The sequence below is a fragment of the Neobacillus sp. BP17 genome, assembly GCF_059579525.1.
On sequence record NZ_CM184198.1, the window covers coordinates 742,712 to 758,278 of the forward strand.

At 38.9% G+C, this 15,567-nt stretch carries 12 protein-coding genes and 1 pseudogene; 8 read left to right on the forward strand and 5 right to left on the reverse strand.

Going from position 1 to position 15,567, the window contains the following annotated elements; translation table 11 throughout:
• Positions 1–225 precede the first annotated feature (225 nt).
• Positions 226–912, reverse strand: coding sequence for a response regulator transcription factor (locus AC4QJR_RS03550; protein ID WP_496526609.1), 687 nt, complete (start codon positions 910–912; stop codon positions 226–228).
• Positions 909–2,360, reverse strand: a complete 1,452-nt coding sequence (locus tag AC4QJR_RS03555) for a sensor histidine kinase (RefSeq protein ID WP_496526610.1) — start codon at positions 2,358–2,360, stop codon at positions 909–911. Before AC4QJR_RS03555 ends, AC4QJR_RS03550 begins: the two co-directional genes overlap by 4 nt.
• A gap of 357 nt (positions 2,361–2,717) precedes the next feature.
• Between AC4QJR_RS03555 and AC4QJR_RS03560 the strand changes: the two genes are divergently transcribed.
• Positions 2,718–3,284, forward strand: a complete 567-nt coding sequence (locus tag AC4QJR_RS03560) for an MOSC domain-containing protein (RefSeq protein WP_496525308.1) — start codon at positions 2,718–2,720, stop codon at positions 3,282–3,284.
• A gap of 67 nt (positions 3,285–3,351) precedes the next feature.
• On the opposite strand, the gene AC4QJR_RS03565 is transcribed toward AC4QJR_RS03560, so the two are convergent.
• Positions 3,352–4,257 (reverse strand): AEC family transporter, encoded by a 906-nt coding sequence (locus AC4QJR_RS03565; protein ID WP_496525309.1) that lies wholly within the window; start codon positions 4,255–4,257, stop codon positions 3,352–3,354.
• A gap of 473 nt (positions 4,258–4,730) precedes the next feature.
• On the opposite strand from AC4QJR_RS03565, the gene AC4QJR_RS03570 reads away from it, so the two are divergent.
• From AC4QJR_RS03570 to AC4QJR_RS03580, 3 genes are read left to right on the forward strand one after another with little or no spacing between them, the layout of a single operon-like run.
• Positions 4,731–5,309 (forward strand): biotin transporter BioY, encoded by a 579-nt coding sequence (locus AC4QJR_RS03570; protein ID WP_496525310.1) that lies wholly within the window; start codon positions 4,731–4,733, stop codon positions 5,307–5,309.
• Between the two features lie 47 nt (positions 5,310–5,356).
• Entirely contained in the window at positions 5,357–6,823 is a 1,467-nt protein-coding gene (locus AC4QJR_RS03575) for an AMP-binding protein (RefSeq protein WP_496525311.1), read from the forward strand.
• A complete protein-coding gene (locus tag AC4QJR_RS03580) occupies positions 6,819–7,913 on the forward strand; it encodes an acetyl-CoA C-acyltransferase (RefSeq protein WP_496526611.1) in 1,095 nt (364 codons plus the stop codon). Before AC4QJR_RS03575 ends, AC4QJR_RS03580 begins: the two co-directional genes overlap by 5 nt.
• A gap of 254 nt (positions 7,914–8,167) precedes the next feature.
• Here AC4QJR_RS03580 and AC4QJR_RS03585 read toward each other — a convergent pair whose 3' ends face one another.
• Entirely contained in the window at positions 8,168–9,070 is a 903-nt protein-coding gene (locus AC4QJR_RS03585) for a DMT family transporter (protein ID WP_496525312.1), read from the reverse strand.
• Between the two features lie 503 nt (positions 9,071–9,573).
• On the opposite strand from AC4QJR_RS03585, the gene AC4QJR_RS03590 reads away from it, so the two are divergent.
• Positions 9,574–10,092: a DoxX family membrane protein gene (locus tag AC4QJR_RS03590; RefSeq protein WP_496525313.1), complete on the forward strand. Its 519-nt coding sequence runs from the start codon at positions 9,574–9,576 to the stop codon at positions 10,090–10,092.
• Positions 10,093–10,241: 149 nt separating this feature from the next.
• On the opposite strand, the pseudogene AC4QJR_RS03595 reads toward AC4QJR_RS03590, so the two are convergent.
• Positions 10,242–10,391: pseudogene (locus AC4QJR_RS03595) on the reverse strand (helix-turn-helix domain-containing protein); the annotation flags it as partial.
• A 370-nt stretch (positions 10,392–10,761) separates the two neighbouring features.
• Here AC4QJR_RS03595 and AC4QJR_RS03600 point away from each other — a divergent pair.
• The 3 genes from AC4QJR_RS03600 to AC4QJR_RS03610 all read left to right on the forward strand — a co-directional run bounded on the left by AC4QJR_RS03600 (position 10,762) and on the right by AC4QJR_RS03610 (position 15,501).
• Positions 10,762–11,949: an iron-containing alcohol dehydrogenase gene (locus tag AC4QJR_RS03600; RefSeq protein ID WP_496525314.1), complete on the forward strand. Its 1,188-nt coding sequence runs from the start codon at positions 10,762–10,764 to the stop codon at positions 11,947–11,949.
• 68 nt (positions 11,950–12,017) lie between these two features.
• Positions 12,018–14,012 carry a YjhG/YagF family D-xylonate dehydratase gene (locus AC4QJR_RS03605; RefSeq protein WP_496525315.1) on the forward strand — a complete coding sequence of 665 codons (1,995 nt, stop codon included), beginning with the start codon at positions 12,018–12,020 and terminating at the stop codon, positions 14,010–14,012.
• Between the two features lie 142 nt (positions 14,013–14,154).
• On the forward strand, positions 14,155–15,501 hold the full coding sequence (locus AC4QJR_RS03610) for a GntP family permease (RefSeq protein WP_496525316.1): 1,347 nt from the start codon (positions 14,155–14,157) through the stop codon (positions 15,499–15,501).
• The last annotated feature ends 66 nt before the right edge of the window (positions 15,502–15,567 follow it).

Here is a 15,567-nt window from a genome sequence, read left to right on the forward strand (position 1 = left end):
TCTTACATTATTGTAGTGTAATTACATCCAATGAATATTGTCAGCTACCTCCACATCATAAGCTCACCAGCCTATCGTTAATCTTTACTTAAGTTATGTTAATGCTCAATCTTAAACTCCCTCTAAATAATTTCTTAAAAAAAGATAAACTTTTTAAGAAAATTTCTTAATATCCAAAAAAAATACCGCCACCTTTGTGACGGTTACTAAATCAAATTATTTCATTTACACATTAAATCGATACCCAGCTCCCCAAACCGTTTCCAAGAATTTCGGATGTGAAGGATCCCTTTCAATTTTCCCTCGTATTTTCCTGATATGAACTGTCACTGTTGAAACATCTGCTGCCGATTCTAGCTCCCATATATTTTCATATAGCTGTTCTTTGCTTAATACTTGATTCGGATGCATGACAAGAAACACAAGTAAATCGAATTCTTTTGTTGTGAACGGAATTTCTTCTCCGTTCATATGAACTTTGCGCGCTGACTTATCAATGGATATGCCATGAACGAAAATGGTATTTGATTTAGCTTGATTTCCTGCTAACCGTTCAAAACGCTCTAAATGTGCTTTCACCCTAGCTACCAGTTCACTTGGACTAAAGGGTTTGGTAATATAATCGTCTGCCCCTAAACCGAGACCTCGAATTTTATCGATTTCGTCTTTTTTAGCGGATACAAACAAAATAGGAATATTTTTGACAGCGCGTATTTGCTTACATATCTCAAACCCATTTACAGCTGGGAGCATGACATCCAAAATAATTAAATCATAATGATTTTGAAGAGCTAGTAGGAGGCCTGAATCACCATCATGTTGAATTTCAACATTAAAATGATTAATTTCTAGATAGTCTCTTTGCAATTCTGAAATACTAACATCGTCTTCAATAAGCAATATCTTTTTCACCATACATCTCCTTTCTTCTTTAGGGAAAAGAAGATACTTGTACCTTTACCTAGCTTGCTTTTAGCCCACATTTCCCCTCCATGCTCTTGAATGATATGTTTTGAAATCGCAAGTCCTAAGCCACTTCCGCCTGTCTGAGAATTCCTAGATTGTTCTGCCCGGTAAAAACGATCAAAAATGTAAGGTAAAGCAGAAGGCTCTATCCCTTGTCCATTATCTTTTACTTGAACAGTTACGTCATAAATTCCTTCATTTAGAGAAATGGTAATGTTCTTTTGGTCCTTATTCATATATTTTACACAATTGCTAATTAGGTTCGCCAATACGCGTTTTAATTTCTCCCTATCTGCTAGTACATTGATTGGTTTGTCCATAAGATTAAGGTCAATTTGGATCCCTTGTTGAAGTAAATCAAGATAAAGGTCTTCTACATAGTCTCTCATATATTTATCCAATTCCACGGTTTCAAAAAAAAAGGGCTCTTTTTTTAGATCCAGCTTGGAAAATAAGAACAGTTCATCTATCAATGAATCCATATATCTGGCTTTTTGGTACACAGTTGATAAGTATTTGTCCATCTTCTGTGGAGTATTAGCTACGCCATCTTTTATCCCCTCAACATATCCAATTATTGAAGTAATAGGAGTCTTCAAATCATGCGAAATATTAGACAATAGTTCTTTTCGATTTTCCTCATACTGAATTTGGAGATTTACCGACTCTTTTAATTTAATTCTCATATCCTCAAACGTTTTATTTAATTGTCCGATTTCATCATTCGAAGCGGCTTTGATTTCAAAATTTAGATCTCCTGATTTTATTCTCTCTGCACCTTCTCTAAGAATGGAAATAGGCTTGATGATGCTTCGTGAAACTAGATAGTTCAAAAGTCCAATAATCATAATAAACAGAACCAGCAATAGGCCGAATAAAATTGGAAACAACTCCCTGGTTAATTCGGCATAGGAGCTTACCTTTCTTAAAACAAAGATACTTCCTTTACTATTATCCGGAAAATAGAAATCAAACTTCACATACGTGAAAAAGGAATCCTCCACTTTAATCGTATCTCGTGTGTTAATATTCGTTTCTTCAAACCCTGGAAGGGACTTTAGTAATGTTTGCTTATTAAGAGTGGGAGAAGCATACTCTATGTTTCTATTCTTTCTTAAGACAATCTTGATATCTTGTTGTTCAATTTTTTTAAGTTCGTTTTGGTTTAGAAGTTGCTTAGGATTATGTTTAGCCAACAGCTTTAAGTCTAGAAACGCACTTTCCTCTACTGGTGTTAATGGTTTTTGAACATAAGATTTTTTGTAAAAATACTCGATAGATTTCACATCACCAGTTATCGCAAAAATAAGTAAGAACCCAGCTGCTAAAAATAAAAGGATAGAAATAAGGATTACCCCAACGTAGGACAGCAGAAACCTCATTTTAATTGACATCATATTCACTCCAGTGTCTATCTCTTGCTCATTCTTTAATAGAAGTTCACCATTATTGCTTGTTCTTGCATGGAAGATACTGTTTGCAAATATATCACGTAATCCTTAAAACTTTCTAAAATATTTAAGAAAAAATCCTTAAAACATCTAACAATAAGCGGCTTAAATAGTAATGGTTTAGTATAAGGAAGATCGGTTGAATATATACACGCGTAACCACCTGCTTTGTATTGGATGTAATTGATTGATAAAATGAATTTAACTATCCTTTCAATTAGTTTGTAATTAAGTGCACAGGTATTTCCAATTCGACCGGTGTTGTGAGGTAGTATTTGTAAGAATAAAAGGAGCTTTCTTATGGAAAAAGTATGGGCAAACATAAATGCAGTATTAATTGCAGATGATCCAAAGACATTCGTAACTAGAAGAATACCAGAAACAAATCTTGAGTTTGGCGGGATTCGTGGTGACCGCCACTTTGGTATTACCAGTAAGGCGGATTCGAGGCAGCCGATGTATCCAAGAGGAACAGAGATTCTAAACCGCCGCCAAATAACGATTGTGTCAGTAGAAGAATTAGACAGGATCGCAGAAGAATTAGGTGTTGAAGCTGTTCTGCCAGAGTGGTTAGGGGCTAATCTCTTGATAACGGGATATCCAGAATTGACAAAACTCCCCATGGGTTCACGTATCCTTTTCAAAAGTGGAGCAGGATTAATATGTATGGGTGAAAACCAGCCTTGTACCTTACCTGGTGATGAAATCCAAAAGCACTTTGATGATCATGAGAAGTTATCCATCCGTTTTGTACGTGCAGGTTATAAAAGAAGGGGGATTGTATGTGCAGTAGAAAGTCCTGGAATCATTCACGAAAATGATGAAGTGCAGATTTTGGTTAATAATTTTAAAAATCCGATGCAATAAATGGGAATAGTATGGAGCTTGTAGGGAGATTTGATTACCTACAAGCTTTTTATCTTTAAGTGAGTATTTATACACCTAAATATAGAAGCACGAGTGGAATAGTCACAATGCTTAAAATCGTAGTGACCAAGGTTGTAAATGAAACGAGGTCGGGTTCTGTGCCAAATTGGACGGCAAACATGGTTGTATTTGCTGCAGCCGGCATTGCTGCTAGTAATATTAGGACATTTTTTAGTAGAGTATCAATCGGCATAAACGATACTATCAAAACCGCTAATGCTGGAGAAATAAACATTCGTATAAGTGTAATGGCGGATACAAATTGATAGGCCACTCGTTTTCTTGCGATTACTGCCAATTGCATTCCGAGGACAAGCATAACAGTCGGAATGGAAGCATTGGCTATCATATTAAATGCTTCCATAAAAGTTTCTGGTAGGTTTATAGAAAACAGTTGTAGACTAACACCCACTATTGCTCCGTGAAGAACCGGCATCCGAATCACACGTTTAAAGGAATCGCCTATAGAAGCTCCCTCTTCACCGCCAAGCGATGCAAAAAAGAGACCAACAGTATTCATAAGAAAGGATTGAAAAACCATCATAACGACCGCGTAATCAAAGCCAGCCGAACCGAAAGCAAAGAGAACAACAGGGGCACCATAATTACCAGCGTTCATAAAGGCACCTCCGAGCATCATCGCGGACATTTGCTGCTTGGAAGCATGAGAGAAATAACTGCCCACTGCCACGACTAAAACTAGCAGAAAACAAAGAAGAACACAAAATAAAAAGATATAAAAGTATTCCATTGTTAATTCATTCGTGTAAAAAGTTCGGAATGCCAAAAAAGGAGACATGAGATATAGGGCGGCCATTGAAATCGATTTGATATCAAAGCCAATTAATTTTTGACCAAGATACCCGGTGAAAAAAATGAAAAAAGGAGGCAATATGATCATCAATAATGCCACAGGCTTCCACCCCCATCTGGTATGTATTTTTAACTAAAATGGCTGAGCTGCCACTATGGTTATTATAGTTGAAGAAAATAGAAACGTGAATTAAAAAAACTGATAGAAATTTTTTCAAAAAGCCAATTTGGATTAAAAATAGATAGAGAAAATTCAGTAGAGGTAGACTGTTAAAAAATTTATACTAATAAAAGTATGGTTTGGGATTTTTTTGAAAAGGTGTGGGGGTTTTGGAAGAGGCATTATTGCATGGGGATGATCATCTAATCGACATTTGGCTTGGAATGTTTCCGAGCCTTTTTTATATTCTTGCTTAAAGGAAGCTGTACATTCGAAAGGTCTTGATAATACTGATACTTTGAATAATGAAACTCAATTGTTAACTGCATTAAAAATCTAGTTGACATTTAATGTGAGATTCATTATTATGATGGTTGTAAATATTACAAATTCATCATTTGGGAGAATTAAAAATGAAAATTAAAGAAATGACATCTGTTGCAGTGTTTGCTGCCGTCATGGGCGCTCTAGGCGTAGTTCCGCCTATTATGCTTTCTTTTACTCCTGTTCCTATTACATTACAAACTCTAGGTGTGCTTCTTACAGGAGGAGTATTGGGAGCAAGATTAGGGGCGATGAGCCAAACCATCTTTTTATTACTTGTTGCTGCTGGAATGCCTTTTCTATCTGGAGGACGAGGTGGACTAAGTGTATTTGTCGGACCAAGTGTTGGTTATTTAATTTCATGGCCAATTACGGCTTTTTGTATTGGGTATTTACTATCACGTTTTCAAAATTTAAAATTACAACATGTTTTAATGATTAATTTGACAGTTGGAATTCTATTAATCTATTTAATTGGAATTCCTGCGCAAGCATTTATAATGGACATTCCTGTTTTAGAAGCCGTTAAATTAAGTTTAATTTATATACCAGGGGATGTGTTAAAAGCTATTTTAGCTTCTATTTTAGTTTACAGACTAAGAAAGCACCCGTTTTTTTCACGCTCATTAGCAACAAGTTATTCTAATAACTTAACTAAAAATATCTAAATCTTAAGAGACACCTTGATGTGTCTCTTTTTTAAAGGAGATATATCATGGGAAATATTACAGATTCATATAAGACTTTCGCAAAATTATCCCCCAACCGAATAGCGATCCATACAAATCATCAGCAAATTAGTTATCAATATTGGTATAAATTGATTAATCAAACAGCGAACTGGCTTCACTCACTTCATTCAGAAAATAAAACAATAGGAATCCTTTTGCCAAACGGTATCCCTTTCCTACAACTCTTTGCAGGAGCATCTAAGGCTGGCTGGATTGCTGTTCCATATGATTTGAAATGGAATATATCCGAATTAGAAAAAAGGGTCATCCTTTCCCGCCCTTCTATCATTGTCACAACTAGAGAAATTTACTCTCAAATCAAGCAAATCATTCCTAATGTAACGATTTTGGATGATTGTTTACAGGAAATCTCTCAATTTGATCCTGCAACTGTAAGAAAAACAGAAGAAAATATGCCTTTTTACATTGGATTTACTTCTGGTACGACAGGTAACCCAAAAGCTTTTGTTCGCTCTCAAGATTCATGGGTGGCTAGCTTTGATTGCAATCGTTTTGATTTCGGATTAGATGAATCCGATCAAGTTCTTATTCCTGGTGCCCTAATTCATTCTCATTTTCTGTATGGAGCTATTAGCACCTTGTATTTAGGTGGAACTGTATTTCTTTTAGAAAAGTTTTCTCCTATTGAAGCACTTACATGGATACAGTCCTTACCCATTACAACCATTTATGTTGTTCCGACTATGGTAGAAGCATTCCTGAAAAAAGGAATCCAAATCGATAAGACTATAAAAATTCTTTCATCTGGTGCAAAATGGTCTGAAAGATCAAAACTAGAAATCCGTCATATGTTTCCTAATAGGACCATGTACGAGTTTTATGGAGCTAGTGAATTGAGCTTCATTACGGTACTTTCTGATAGAGAAGGTATTCAGAAAGCAACATCTGTCGGAAAGCCTTGTTATGGAGTTGAGGTAGAAATACGGCGTCCAGATCAGAAATTAGCAAAGCTAAATGAGACCGGAAAAATATATGTAAGAAGCAAATTTGTGATAAATGGGTACTTTGATTATGAGGGAAGTACCATTCATTCCATTCATGATGAAGAGGGGTGGGCCACGGTCCATGATATGGGCTATTTTGACGAGGATGGCTTTTTATATATTATCGGCCGTGAACAAAATATGATTTTATATGGGGGAATTAATATTTTTCCTGAAGAAATTGAAAAAGTAATTGCCTTGCATCAAGATGTCGAGGAAGTTGCTGTAATAGGCCTATCAGATTCATACTGGGGTCAAATTGTGGCTGCAGTAGTAAAAGGAAAGGCTAGCCCATCAGATTTAAAAAAAGTTTGTAAGATGCATTTATCTTCCTTTAAAATTCCTCGTAAATGGTTTTTTCTATCTGAAATGCCTTATACAACGAGTGGTAAGATAGCTCGTGCTGAGCTTATAAAACAAATGGAAAGTAAGGTGAGCAGTGATTAAAAGGGCAGTAATTGTCAAAGCGAAACGAACACCAATTGGAAAAATGGGTGGAATGTTACGAGACATTCAGCCACATAAGCTTGCGGCTCCTCTCCTCCAACATTTAGCGAAAGGATTGGAAGATAGGATAGATGACATCATTTTGGGAAATGTAGTTGGACCAGGTGGAAACGTAGCTCGAGTTGCTGCGTTAGAAGGAGGACTTCCTCTTTCATTAACCGGAATCACCATTGACCGTCAATGTAGTGCAGGGTTGGAAGCAATTCGGATGGCATGTTACTTTGTCCAAGGCGGTGCTGGCCGTTGTTACATTGCTGGTGGTGTAGAAAGTACGAGTACCTCTCCGTTTCCATCTAGAGCGAGATTTTCTCCTGAAAAAATTGGCGACCCAGATATGGGCGTTGCAGCAGAATATGTGGCAGAAAAATACGCCATTTCAAAGGAAATGCAGGATGAATATGCTCTATTAAGTTATAAACGTAGCTGGGAAGCTTATGATAAAGGATATTTTAATCAAGAGATCATTCAAATTGGTGATTTTCACCAAGATGAAGAACTTTTTAGGAAAAGAAAGATGGAAGTACTTTTAAATAGGGCGAAGCCTATATTTAAAAAGATCGGTACCGTTACCGCAGCCAACAGTTGTGGGATACATGACGGGGCATCGGCTGTACTTGTCATGGAAGAAAACATGGCATTAAATAATGGATTCCAACCCATATTACGATTTTTGGATAGTGAAGTCACAGGTGTACATCCTAATTACCCAGGGGCTGCCCCTATTCCAGCGATTCAAGATTTATTAAAAAGAAACGAATTAACCATTGCGGACATAAACCTAATTGAAATAAACGAAGCTTTCTCTTCCAAGATTGTCGCCTGTATAAAAGAACTTTCCATTGCTTATGACAAGTTGAACGTTTGCGGTGGAGCTTTAACGCTAGGACATCCTTATGGAGCTTCAGGAAGTATCATAATCACGAGGCTTTTCTATGAAGTTCAAAGACGAAAGGGTATCAAATATGTATTGGCTGCCATTGGAAGTGGTGGAGGAATTGGAGTAGCGGTCCTATTCGAGGTGGTAACATGAAAACGAAGGTACATGAGATTTTTTTTAATAAAGATGATGTGCACAATTTGTTCAATTATGAAACAAACTCTATTTTTATTTAATAGGGATGGAAAACTCTGCTTTGAAGGAATATCTGATTTGACCTTGGGTGGTTTGTCATGTCTGGAAGATTGTTACATGAAATGTACAAAAAAAGGATAGATAGAGCATTTATTCTGCTCCACTATCCTTTTTTTTTTGACTAAAAAGTGAATGTATCTTCTTTATAAGCATTAAACTCCCATTTTCCCTTGAATGACAATCTGTTCCGACGCCTGCTTTTGCTTCTTATTTACAAGATAGATACTGGCCACGATCAGGACAATTCCTAGGAATAAAAGTTTCGTAAAGGGTTCATTTAATAATACAGTTCCGATGATAACTGCGAGCATTGGAACCAAGAATGTAAATGTTGCGACAACACTGGCATCTCCTGTTTTCACAAGTATAACGTAGAGAATCCATGATAACGCAATCCCTAGAATCGTACCAAAGGAAAGCCCCCATATAAATGTATCATTCCAAACAATACTGGACCAATTCTCAGAAGAAAGTCCGGCTATCATCAGAACACATCCCCCAATTAAACACTGGAATGCCACCATCCAAAGAGAATCAACAGAGTGAGAATTTTTTTTGGTGTACACTGTACCTAATGCCCAGGAAAGCGCGGATAATATGCCGAGTATAATACCTAAAATGGAAACATGGCCGGAAAATCCTTCTGCGCTTACAGAAATGACTCCAAGGAACCCTAGAATAAGTCCCAATACCTTAGGGAGGGTCATCGATTCGCCTAACCATAGCCATGCAAGCAGACCAACTAAAATAGGTTGAAAATAGACAATGACTGAGAATAAGCCTGATGGTACTAATTTAAGCCCCACGGTTTGCAGCCCATAGAACAAAGCGATATTTAAAGTGCCGGTGACGACATATATTTTCCAATTCTTTCGCCAATGGATCCGGTCACGTGTTTTCCAAATGACAGCACCTAGGAGTACGCCGCCAAACAAACACCTCATCCCGGCAAAAAGCAAAGGAGGTGTATAGTCTAATGCAACTTTATAAATTGGCCAAGAAACACTCCAAATTATAATTAAGCCTGCCATCATTAAAAACCATTTTAATTTCATTAGATCTCTTCTCCCTCAGTTTAATAGAACTAACTGCTGGCTCATAGACCTTAGATTATTGAGCCTAACATCTATTTTTCTATAAAAAACGAACTTTAATAGAATACGCCTCTATGTAAAAAATTTCAATTAAGAAATCTTGGATAAAAATCTGAAAAGCTGTTTTACGCCCATAGAAAAAAAGCTTGATTCTTTTTTTTGATTCAAGCGTTTATAAATTTTTATATTAATCTACTGGGCGGTTTTTGAAATCATAGTTTACTGATGTTGGAGCCACATGTGCTCGATCGAGAGCTGGTGTATCCGGGCGAACAATTTGATAGGCTAATGCTCCAATGATTGAGATGAATGAGCTTCTTCAAAAGCGTTTTTCTCTGTTCAAAAGTTAGTCAAACCTTTTCAAACAAACTGTGAACTTATCACTATACCCATGTTGTTTAATGGAAAAAGGGATTATAGTGTAGTCATAAAGAACAAACAAAACGTGAAAGGCGGAATCATTTATGTTTAATAAATTTCTAAGAGAAAATAAAATTGCAGCGGCGATCTTAACGGTCTTACGTTTATACCTTGGCTATTCTTGGTTCACAGCAGGTTTCGGAAAATTAACAAGTGGCGGCTTTGATGCTGCAGGATTTTTAAAAGGAGCGATCGCCAACCCAGTAAAAGGTCCAGATGGCGCCGTGGTATTTGGCTGGTATGTAGACTTCTTAAAACACTTCGCACTTCCAAATGTGGATGTGTTTAACGTAATCGTCCCTTGGGGCGAAACTCTAATCGGCTTAGGTTTAATTTTAGGCTGCTTAACAACTACTGCAATGTTCTTTGGTCTAGTGATGAACTTCAGCTTCTTCTTAGCAGGTACGGTATCTCATAACCCAAGAGACATTTTCCTAGGCTTTATCATCCTAACAGCTGGTTATAACGCCGGAAGAATTGGTTTAGACCGCTGGGTCGTTCCGTTCATCACAAAAACAAGCAAAAAAGGTACTGGCAACGAAAAAGCAAAAGCCAGTGCTTAAATAATAAACAACAATAAAAGACGGTTCGGGTATCCGAGCCGTCTTTTATTTGGAGAAATATCGCGGGGAGCCTTCTTGCACAACAAACTAAAAGTCTTAATCGTTATTAGATGTATCCAAAGAAATCGTGCAGCAAGAGTTGAATTCTCATATTCTTGTAAGGTTTTTAATAGGGAATGAACCGTACTTTTATGGAGTCCCATTTTCTCACTTATTTCGGTAATTTTTAGTTCGGTTGTATGCTCATCAAATAAATTTAATATCTTTAGAGCGCGTACTACCGATTGAATAATTGGCATCTGTTACACTTCATGTGTTTTATAATGTAAAATTATACATTAATATATAAAACAAAACTAACCTCTCAGAACTATATTACTAATATACTTTTTAATTGATATCAAACTTTGTAACGGAATAGACACAATGTTCCCGTTTACATTAGGTAAGTTTTGCTATAATCAAGGTGTCAGATAAAAAATAGTAAAACTTGGTTTTATAATATAAAACACATTTGAAGGATGATGCGTTTTATAAGGATGGAAGTGATTAAGCCTCAGCTTAAAATGAGGAGAAGCAACAAACAAAGGGTTAAGCATTTTACTTCACTTAATAGTCATTAATTATGTGAAGATTTTCACATTCAATAAAACTATGTTAGGAGAGATAATGATGTTAACACCAAGAAAAATTTACTGGCCAGCTATTAATCTTGTGGGTCCTGGAAGCGTGAAGTTTGTAGGAGAAGAAGTAAAGAAATTGAACTTAACGAAAGCCTTACTAGTAACAGATAAAGTCTTACAAGAAAATGGTGTGGTACAACAAATCACCGATGCACTTGATCAAGATGGCGTTCTTTACACCATTTTTGATGATGTAAAGCCTAATCCAACTACTGCCAATGTCCATGATGGCTTGGCTGTTTTCCAAAAAGAAGAATGTAATTTTATCATTACCGTTGGCGGCGGCTCTCCGCAAGACACTGGTTCAGCAATCGGAATTTTGGCGACAAACGGTGGTAATATTGCCGATTATGAAGGCATCGGCAAGTCCAAAAACAAAGCTGTTCCGATTGTTGCGATTAGTACAACGGCGGGAACTGCAGCGGAAGTGACCATCAACTATGTAATTACGGATGAAGCACGTAAATTGAAAATGATTATGGTCGACCCGAACGCACTGCCGACTATTGCGGTTAACGATCCTGAGTTAATGATCAAAAAGCCCAAAGGATTAACGGCGGCTACTGGTTTAGATGCACTTACTCATGCGATTGAGGGTTATACCGCAAACGGAGCGTTTGAGCTTTCAGATGCGATTGCATGCAAATCAATAGAATTAATCGGAAGGTACATAGAAAAAGCAGTAGAAAATGGTTCCGATTTAGAAGCCCGTTCAGGTATGGGCTGGGGCTCCTTTATCGCCGGTCTTTGCTACTCCAATGCCGGACTCGGAATTGTCCATAGCATGGCCCATCAATTAGGCGGTGAGTATGACCTGCCTCACGGTGTTGCCAATGCAATGCTTCTCCCATACATCATGGAGTTTAATATGGATGCTTGTCCGCAAAAATTTGCTGATATCGCCCGTGCTTTAAACGTAGATACATCAGCGGCTGCATCAATAGAAGAAGCAGCCAAAATGGCGATTGAAGAAGTCCGTCGGATTTCAAAAGCTGTTGGTATCCCGCCGCTTCGTGAATCCGCATTCCGAGTAGAGGATGTAGAAAAATTAGCCCAGCAGGCTTTAAATGATGCTTGTACAGGAGCAAACCCAAAACCTGTTACGAAGGAAGACATTATGGCAATTTACATGAAGGCGTACGAGGATTCACCAGTTGCGGCAGTGGTTCAATAATAAGGCAATGTTGATGAAGGAGCAGCAATAGACTTCACAATATCTAATAAACCTAGGAGGTTTTCACTATGTCCATCAACTCAATCTTTGGTGAAGAAAACGAAACGATCTACAATATACAGACACATGCCGCCGGACCAGAAGGTTCACTTCCATTGACTACAGAGATGTTAAGAGAACAGCCAAGCGGCGATATTTTTGGGATGACGCTAAATGCTGGTATGGGCTGGGAGCCATCCAAACTATTGGGAAAAGAAGTACTAATCCTTGGTACTTTGGCCGGTATGCGTGGCCAAGACGGAACCCCGATTGCATTAGGCTACCATACCGGAAATTATGAACTAGGATTGCAAATCAAAGCGGCAGCTGAAGAAGTGGCCAAGTTAGGCGGAGTTCCTTATGCATCCTATGTGAGCGATCCATGTGATGGACGCTCTCAAGGAACACCAGGGATGTTTGATTCGCTTCCATATCGAAACGATGCAGCTTTGGTTATGAGACGTTTAATTCGCTCGCTTCCAAATGGAAAAGCCGTGATCGGAGTAGCGACTTGTGATAAAGGTTTGCCGGCTACGATGATTGCACTGGCTTCAATGCATAATCATACAACAGTTCTTATTCCAGGTGGTTCTACACTGCCGCCAACCGAAGGGGAAGACGCAGGTAAGGTGCAAACGATTGGAGCTAGATTTGCTAATAACGAACTGGCATTAGAGGATGCCGCAAGACTTGGCTGCGTGGCATGTGCCTCTGCCGGCGGGGGATGTCAGTTTTTAGGAACAGCCGGAACCTCCCAAGTCGTAGTGGAAGCTCTGGGATTGGCACTGCCGCATTCCTCTTTGGCACCATCCGGGCAGCCAGTTTGGGAAGAAATCGCTAAACAGTCTGCTCGTGCTGCATTAGAGCTTGAGAAGAAAGGCGTTACTACGAAGGATATTATTACGGATAAAGCGATTGAAAATGCGATGGTCGTACATGCTGCATTTGGCGGATCAACCAACTTGCTGCTACATCTTCCTGCTGTGGCTCATGCAGCTGGCTGTAAAGTACCAACAGTGGATGATTGGGAAAGAATTAACAAATTAGTCCCTCGTTTAGTCAGCGTGCTTCCAAACGGGCCGGTTAACCATCCAACTGTTCGTGCTTTTTTAGCCGGAGGAGTCCCTGAAGCCATGCTTCACCTTAGAAAGTTGGGGCTGCTGCATGAGGATGTTCTTACCGTGACAGGGGAAACGCTTGGCGAAAACCTTGACTGGTGGGAAAAATCAGAACGTCGTGCAAAGTTCAGACAGCTATTGGTGGAAAGGGATGGAATCCAACCAGACGAGGTAATCATGAGCCCAACTCAAGCACAAGAACGCGGCTTAACTTCAACGGTTACGTTCCCGAAAGGAAACCTAGCACCTGAGGGTTCAGTCATCAAATCAACTTCCATTGATCCGTCTGTAGTCGGCGAAGATGGCGTTTATCGTCATACCGGTGCTGCCAAAGTCTTTACATCTGAAAAGCTTGCGATTAAGGCAATCAAAACAGGTGGTATCCAAGCGGGCGACATTATGGTTGTCATGGGCGGAGGACCGTTAGGAACAGGTATGGAAGAAACCTATCAATTAACCTCTTCCTTAAAACATTTATCTTATGGAAAACATGTATCGCTGATCACGGACGCGCGCTTTTCAGGTGTATCGACAGGGGCATGTATTGGCCATGTCGGACCGGAAGCGTTAGCAGGGGGACCGATTGGTAAATTGCGTGATGGGGATTTAATTGAAATCGAAGTTGACCGCAACCATTTAATTGGTTCCGTAAACTTCATTGGAACAAGCAATAATAGATTACCAATAGACGAGGCAACTAGAGTATTAGAAGAGCGTGAAGCACATCCAGACCTTAAGCCAGAGCCTGGGTTACCGGATGATACACGTTTATGGGCTGCGCTTCAATCCGTCAGCGGCGGCACATGGCGGGGAAGCGTTTATGATGTCGATCGCATTATTGAGGTATTAAATGCAGGGGTAAAAGCATTAGCGAAAGAGAAAGAAGCAGAATTAATCACATTATAAAAAAAAGGCAGCTTGTGGCATTCGTTTTCAATAGATACATCACAAGCTGTCTTCACCTAGTCAGTCAGATTATAAGTCAAAAAGTATGCATTATCCGAGGAACTCATTAAGATAACTAAAATTGTATTTTTGGAGGATTATTATGCCACTGTTAATTGTCGCACTCGGAATTATCGTATTACTCATTTTAATTACTGGCTTTAAATTAAACACGTTTGTATCGTTAATCATTGTCTCCTTTGGGGTAGCGTTAGCTCTTGGGATGCCTCTTGATAAAATAGTTGCTACCATCGAAGGTGGATTAGGCGGTACACTTGGTCATATCGCGTTAATCTTTGGACTTGGTGCTATGCTGGGTAAATTGATTGCTGATGCCGGCGGTGCACAGCGGATTGCGATGACATTAATCGAAAGGTTCGGTGAAAAGAGAATTCAATGGGCTGTTATGCTCGCTTCTTTTATCGTCGGAATTGCGTTATTTTTTGAAGTTGGAGTCGTTCTTCTAATTCCTATCGTCTTTACGATTGCTAAACAATTAAAAGTTTCCATTGTCTATTTAGGAATCCCGATGGCAGCTGCCTTATTAGCAACACACGGCTTCTTGCCTCCTCACCCTGGTCCGACGGCGATTGCTGGGGAATATGGTGCCGATATTGGTATGGTTTTACTTTACGGAATTATTGTCGCTATTCCAACCGTTATTATCGCTGGTCCGTTGTATACAAAACTGGCTAAAAAAATAGTACCTAGCGCTTTTAAGAAGACAGGTAATATTGATTCTTTAGGAGAGCAAAAAACATTTAAACTTGAAGAAACACCTGGTTTTGGAATTAGTGTTTTAACCTCTATGTTTCCTGTTATTTTAATGTCGATTGCTACCATTATTAACATGATTCAAACGTCTTCAGGGATGAAAGATAACACTTTCTTCTCAGTTGTTCGTTTTTTAGGTAGTGCTTCCCCAGCGATGATCATTTCGTTAGTGCTTGCATTCTATACCATGGGTATTGCTAGAAAGATCTCGGTTAAAACAATCATGAACTCCTGTGCTGTATCGATAAGTCATATCGGTATGATGCTGCTCATCATTGGCGGAGGCGGTGCTTTCAAACAGGTGCTGATTGATGGCGGTGTCGGTAGTTATGTAGCGGATATCTTCAAAGGATCACATATGTCACCGTTAATCTTGGCATGGATTGTGGCTGCAATCTTGCGTGTCTCTTTAGGGTCAGCAACTGTGGCAGCGCTATCAACGGCGGGCTTGGTCATTCCATTGCTAGGTCAATATGACGTAAATTTGGCTCTCGTGGTTTTGGCAACTGGAGCAGGAAGTTCAATATGCTCCCATGTAAATGATGCAGGTTTCTGGATGATCAAAGAATATTTTGGACTGAGCATGAAAGAAACCTTTGGTACATGGACCGTCCTATCAACGATTACCTCCGTAGTAGGATTAACACTTATTCTATTATTAAGCTTAGTAGTTTAATAGAGTATAAAAAAACTTATATATAGAGGAGCAGGCTCGCTAAGCCAGGAAGCTGCCCTATAATTC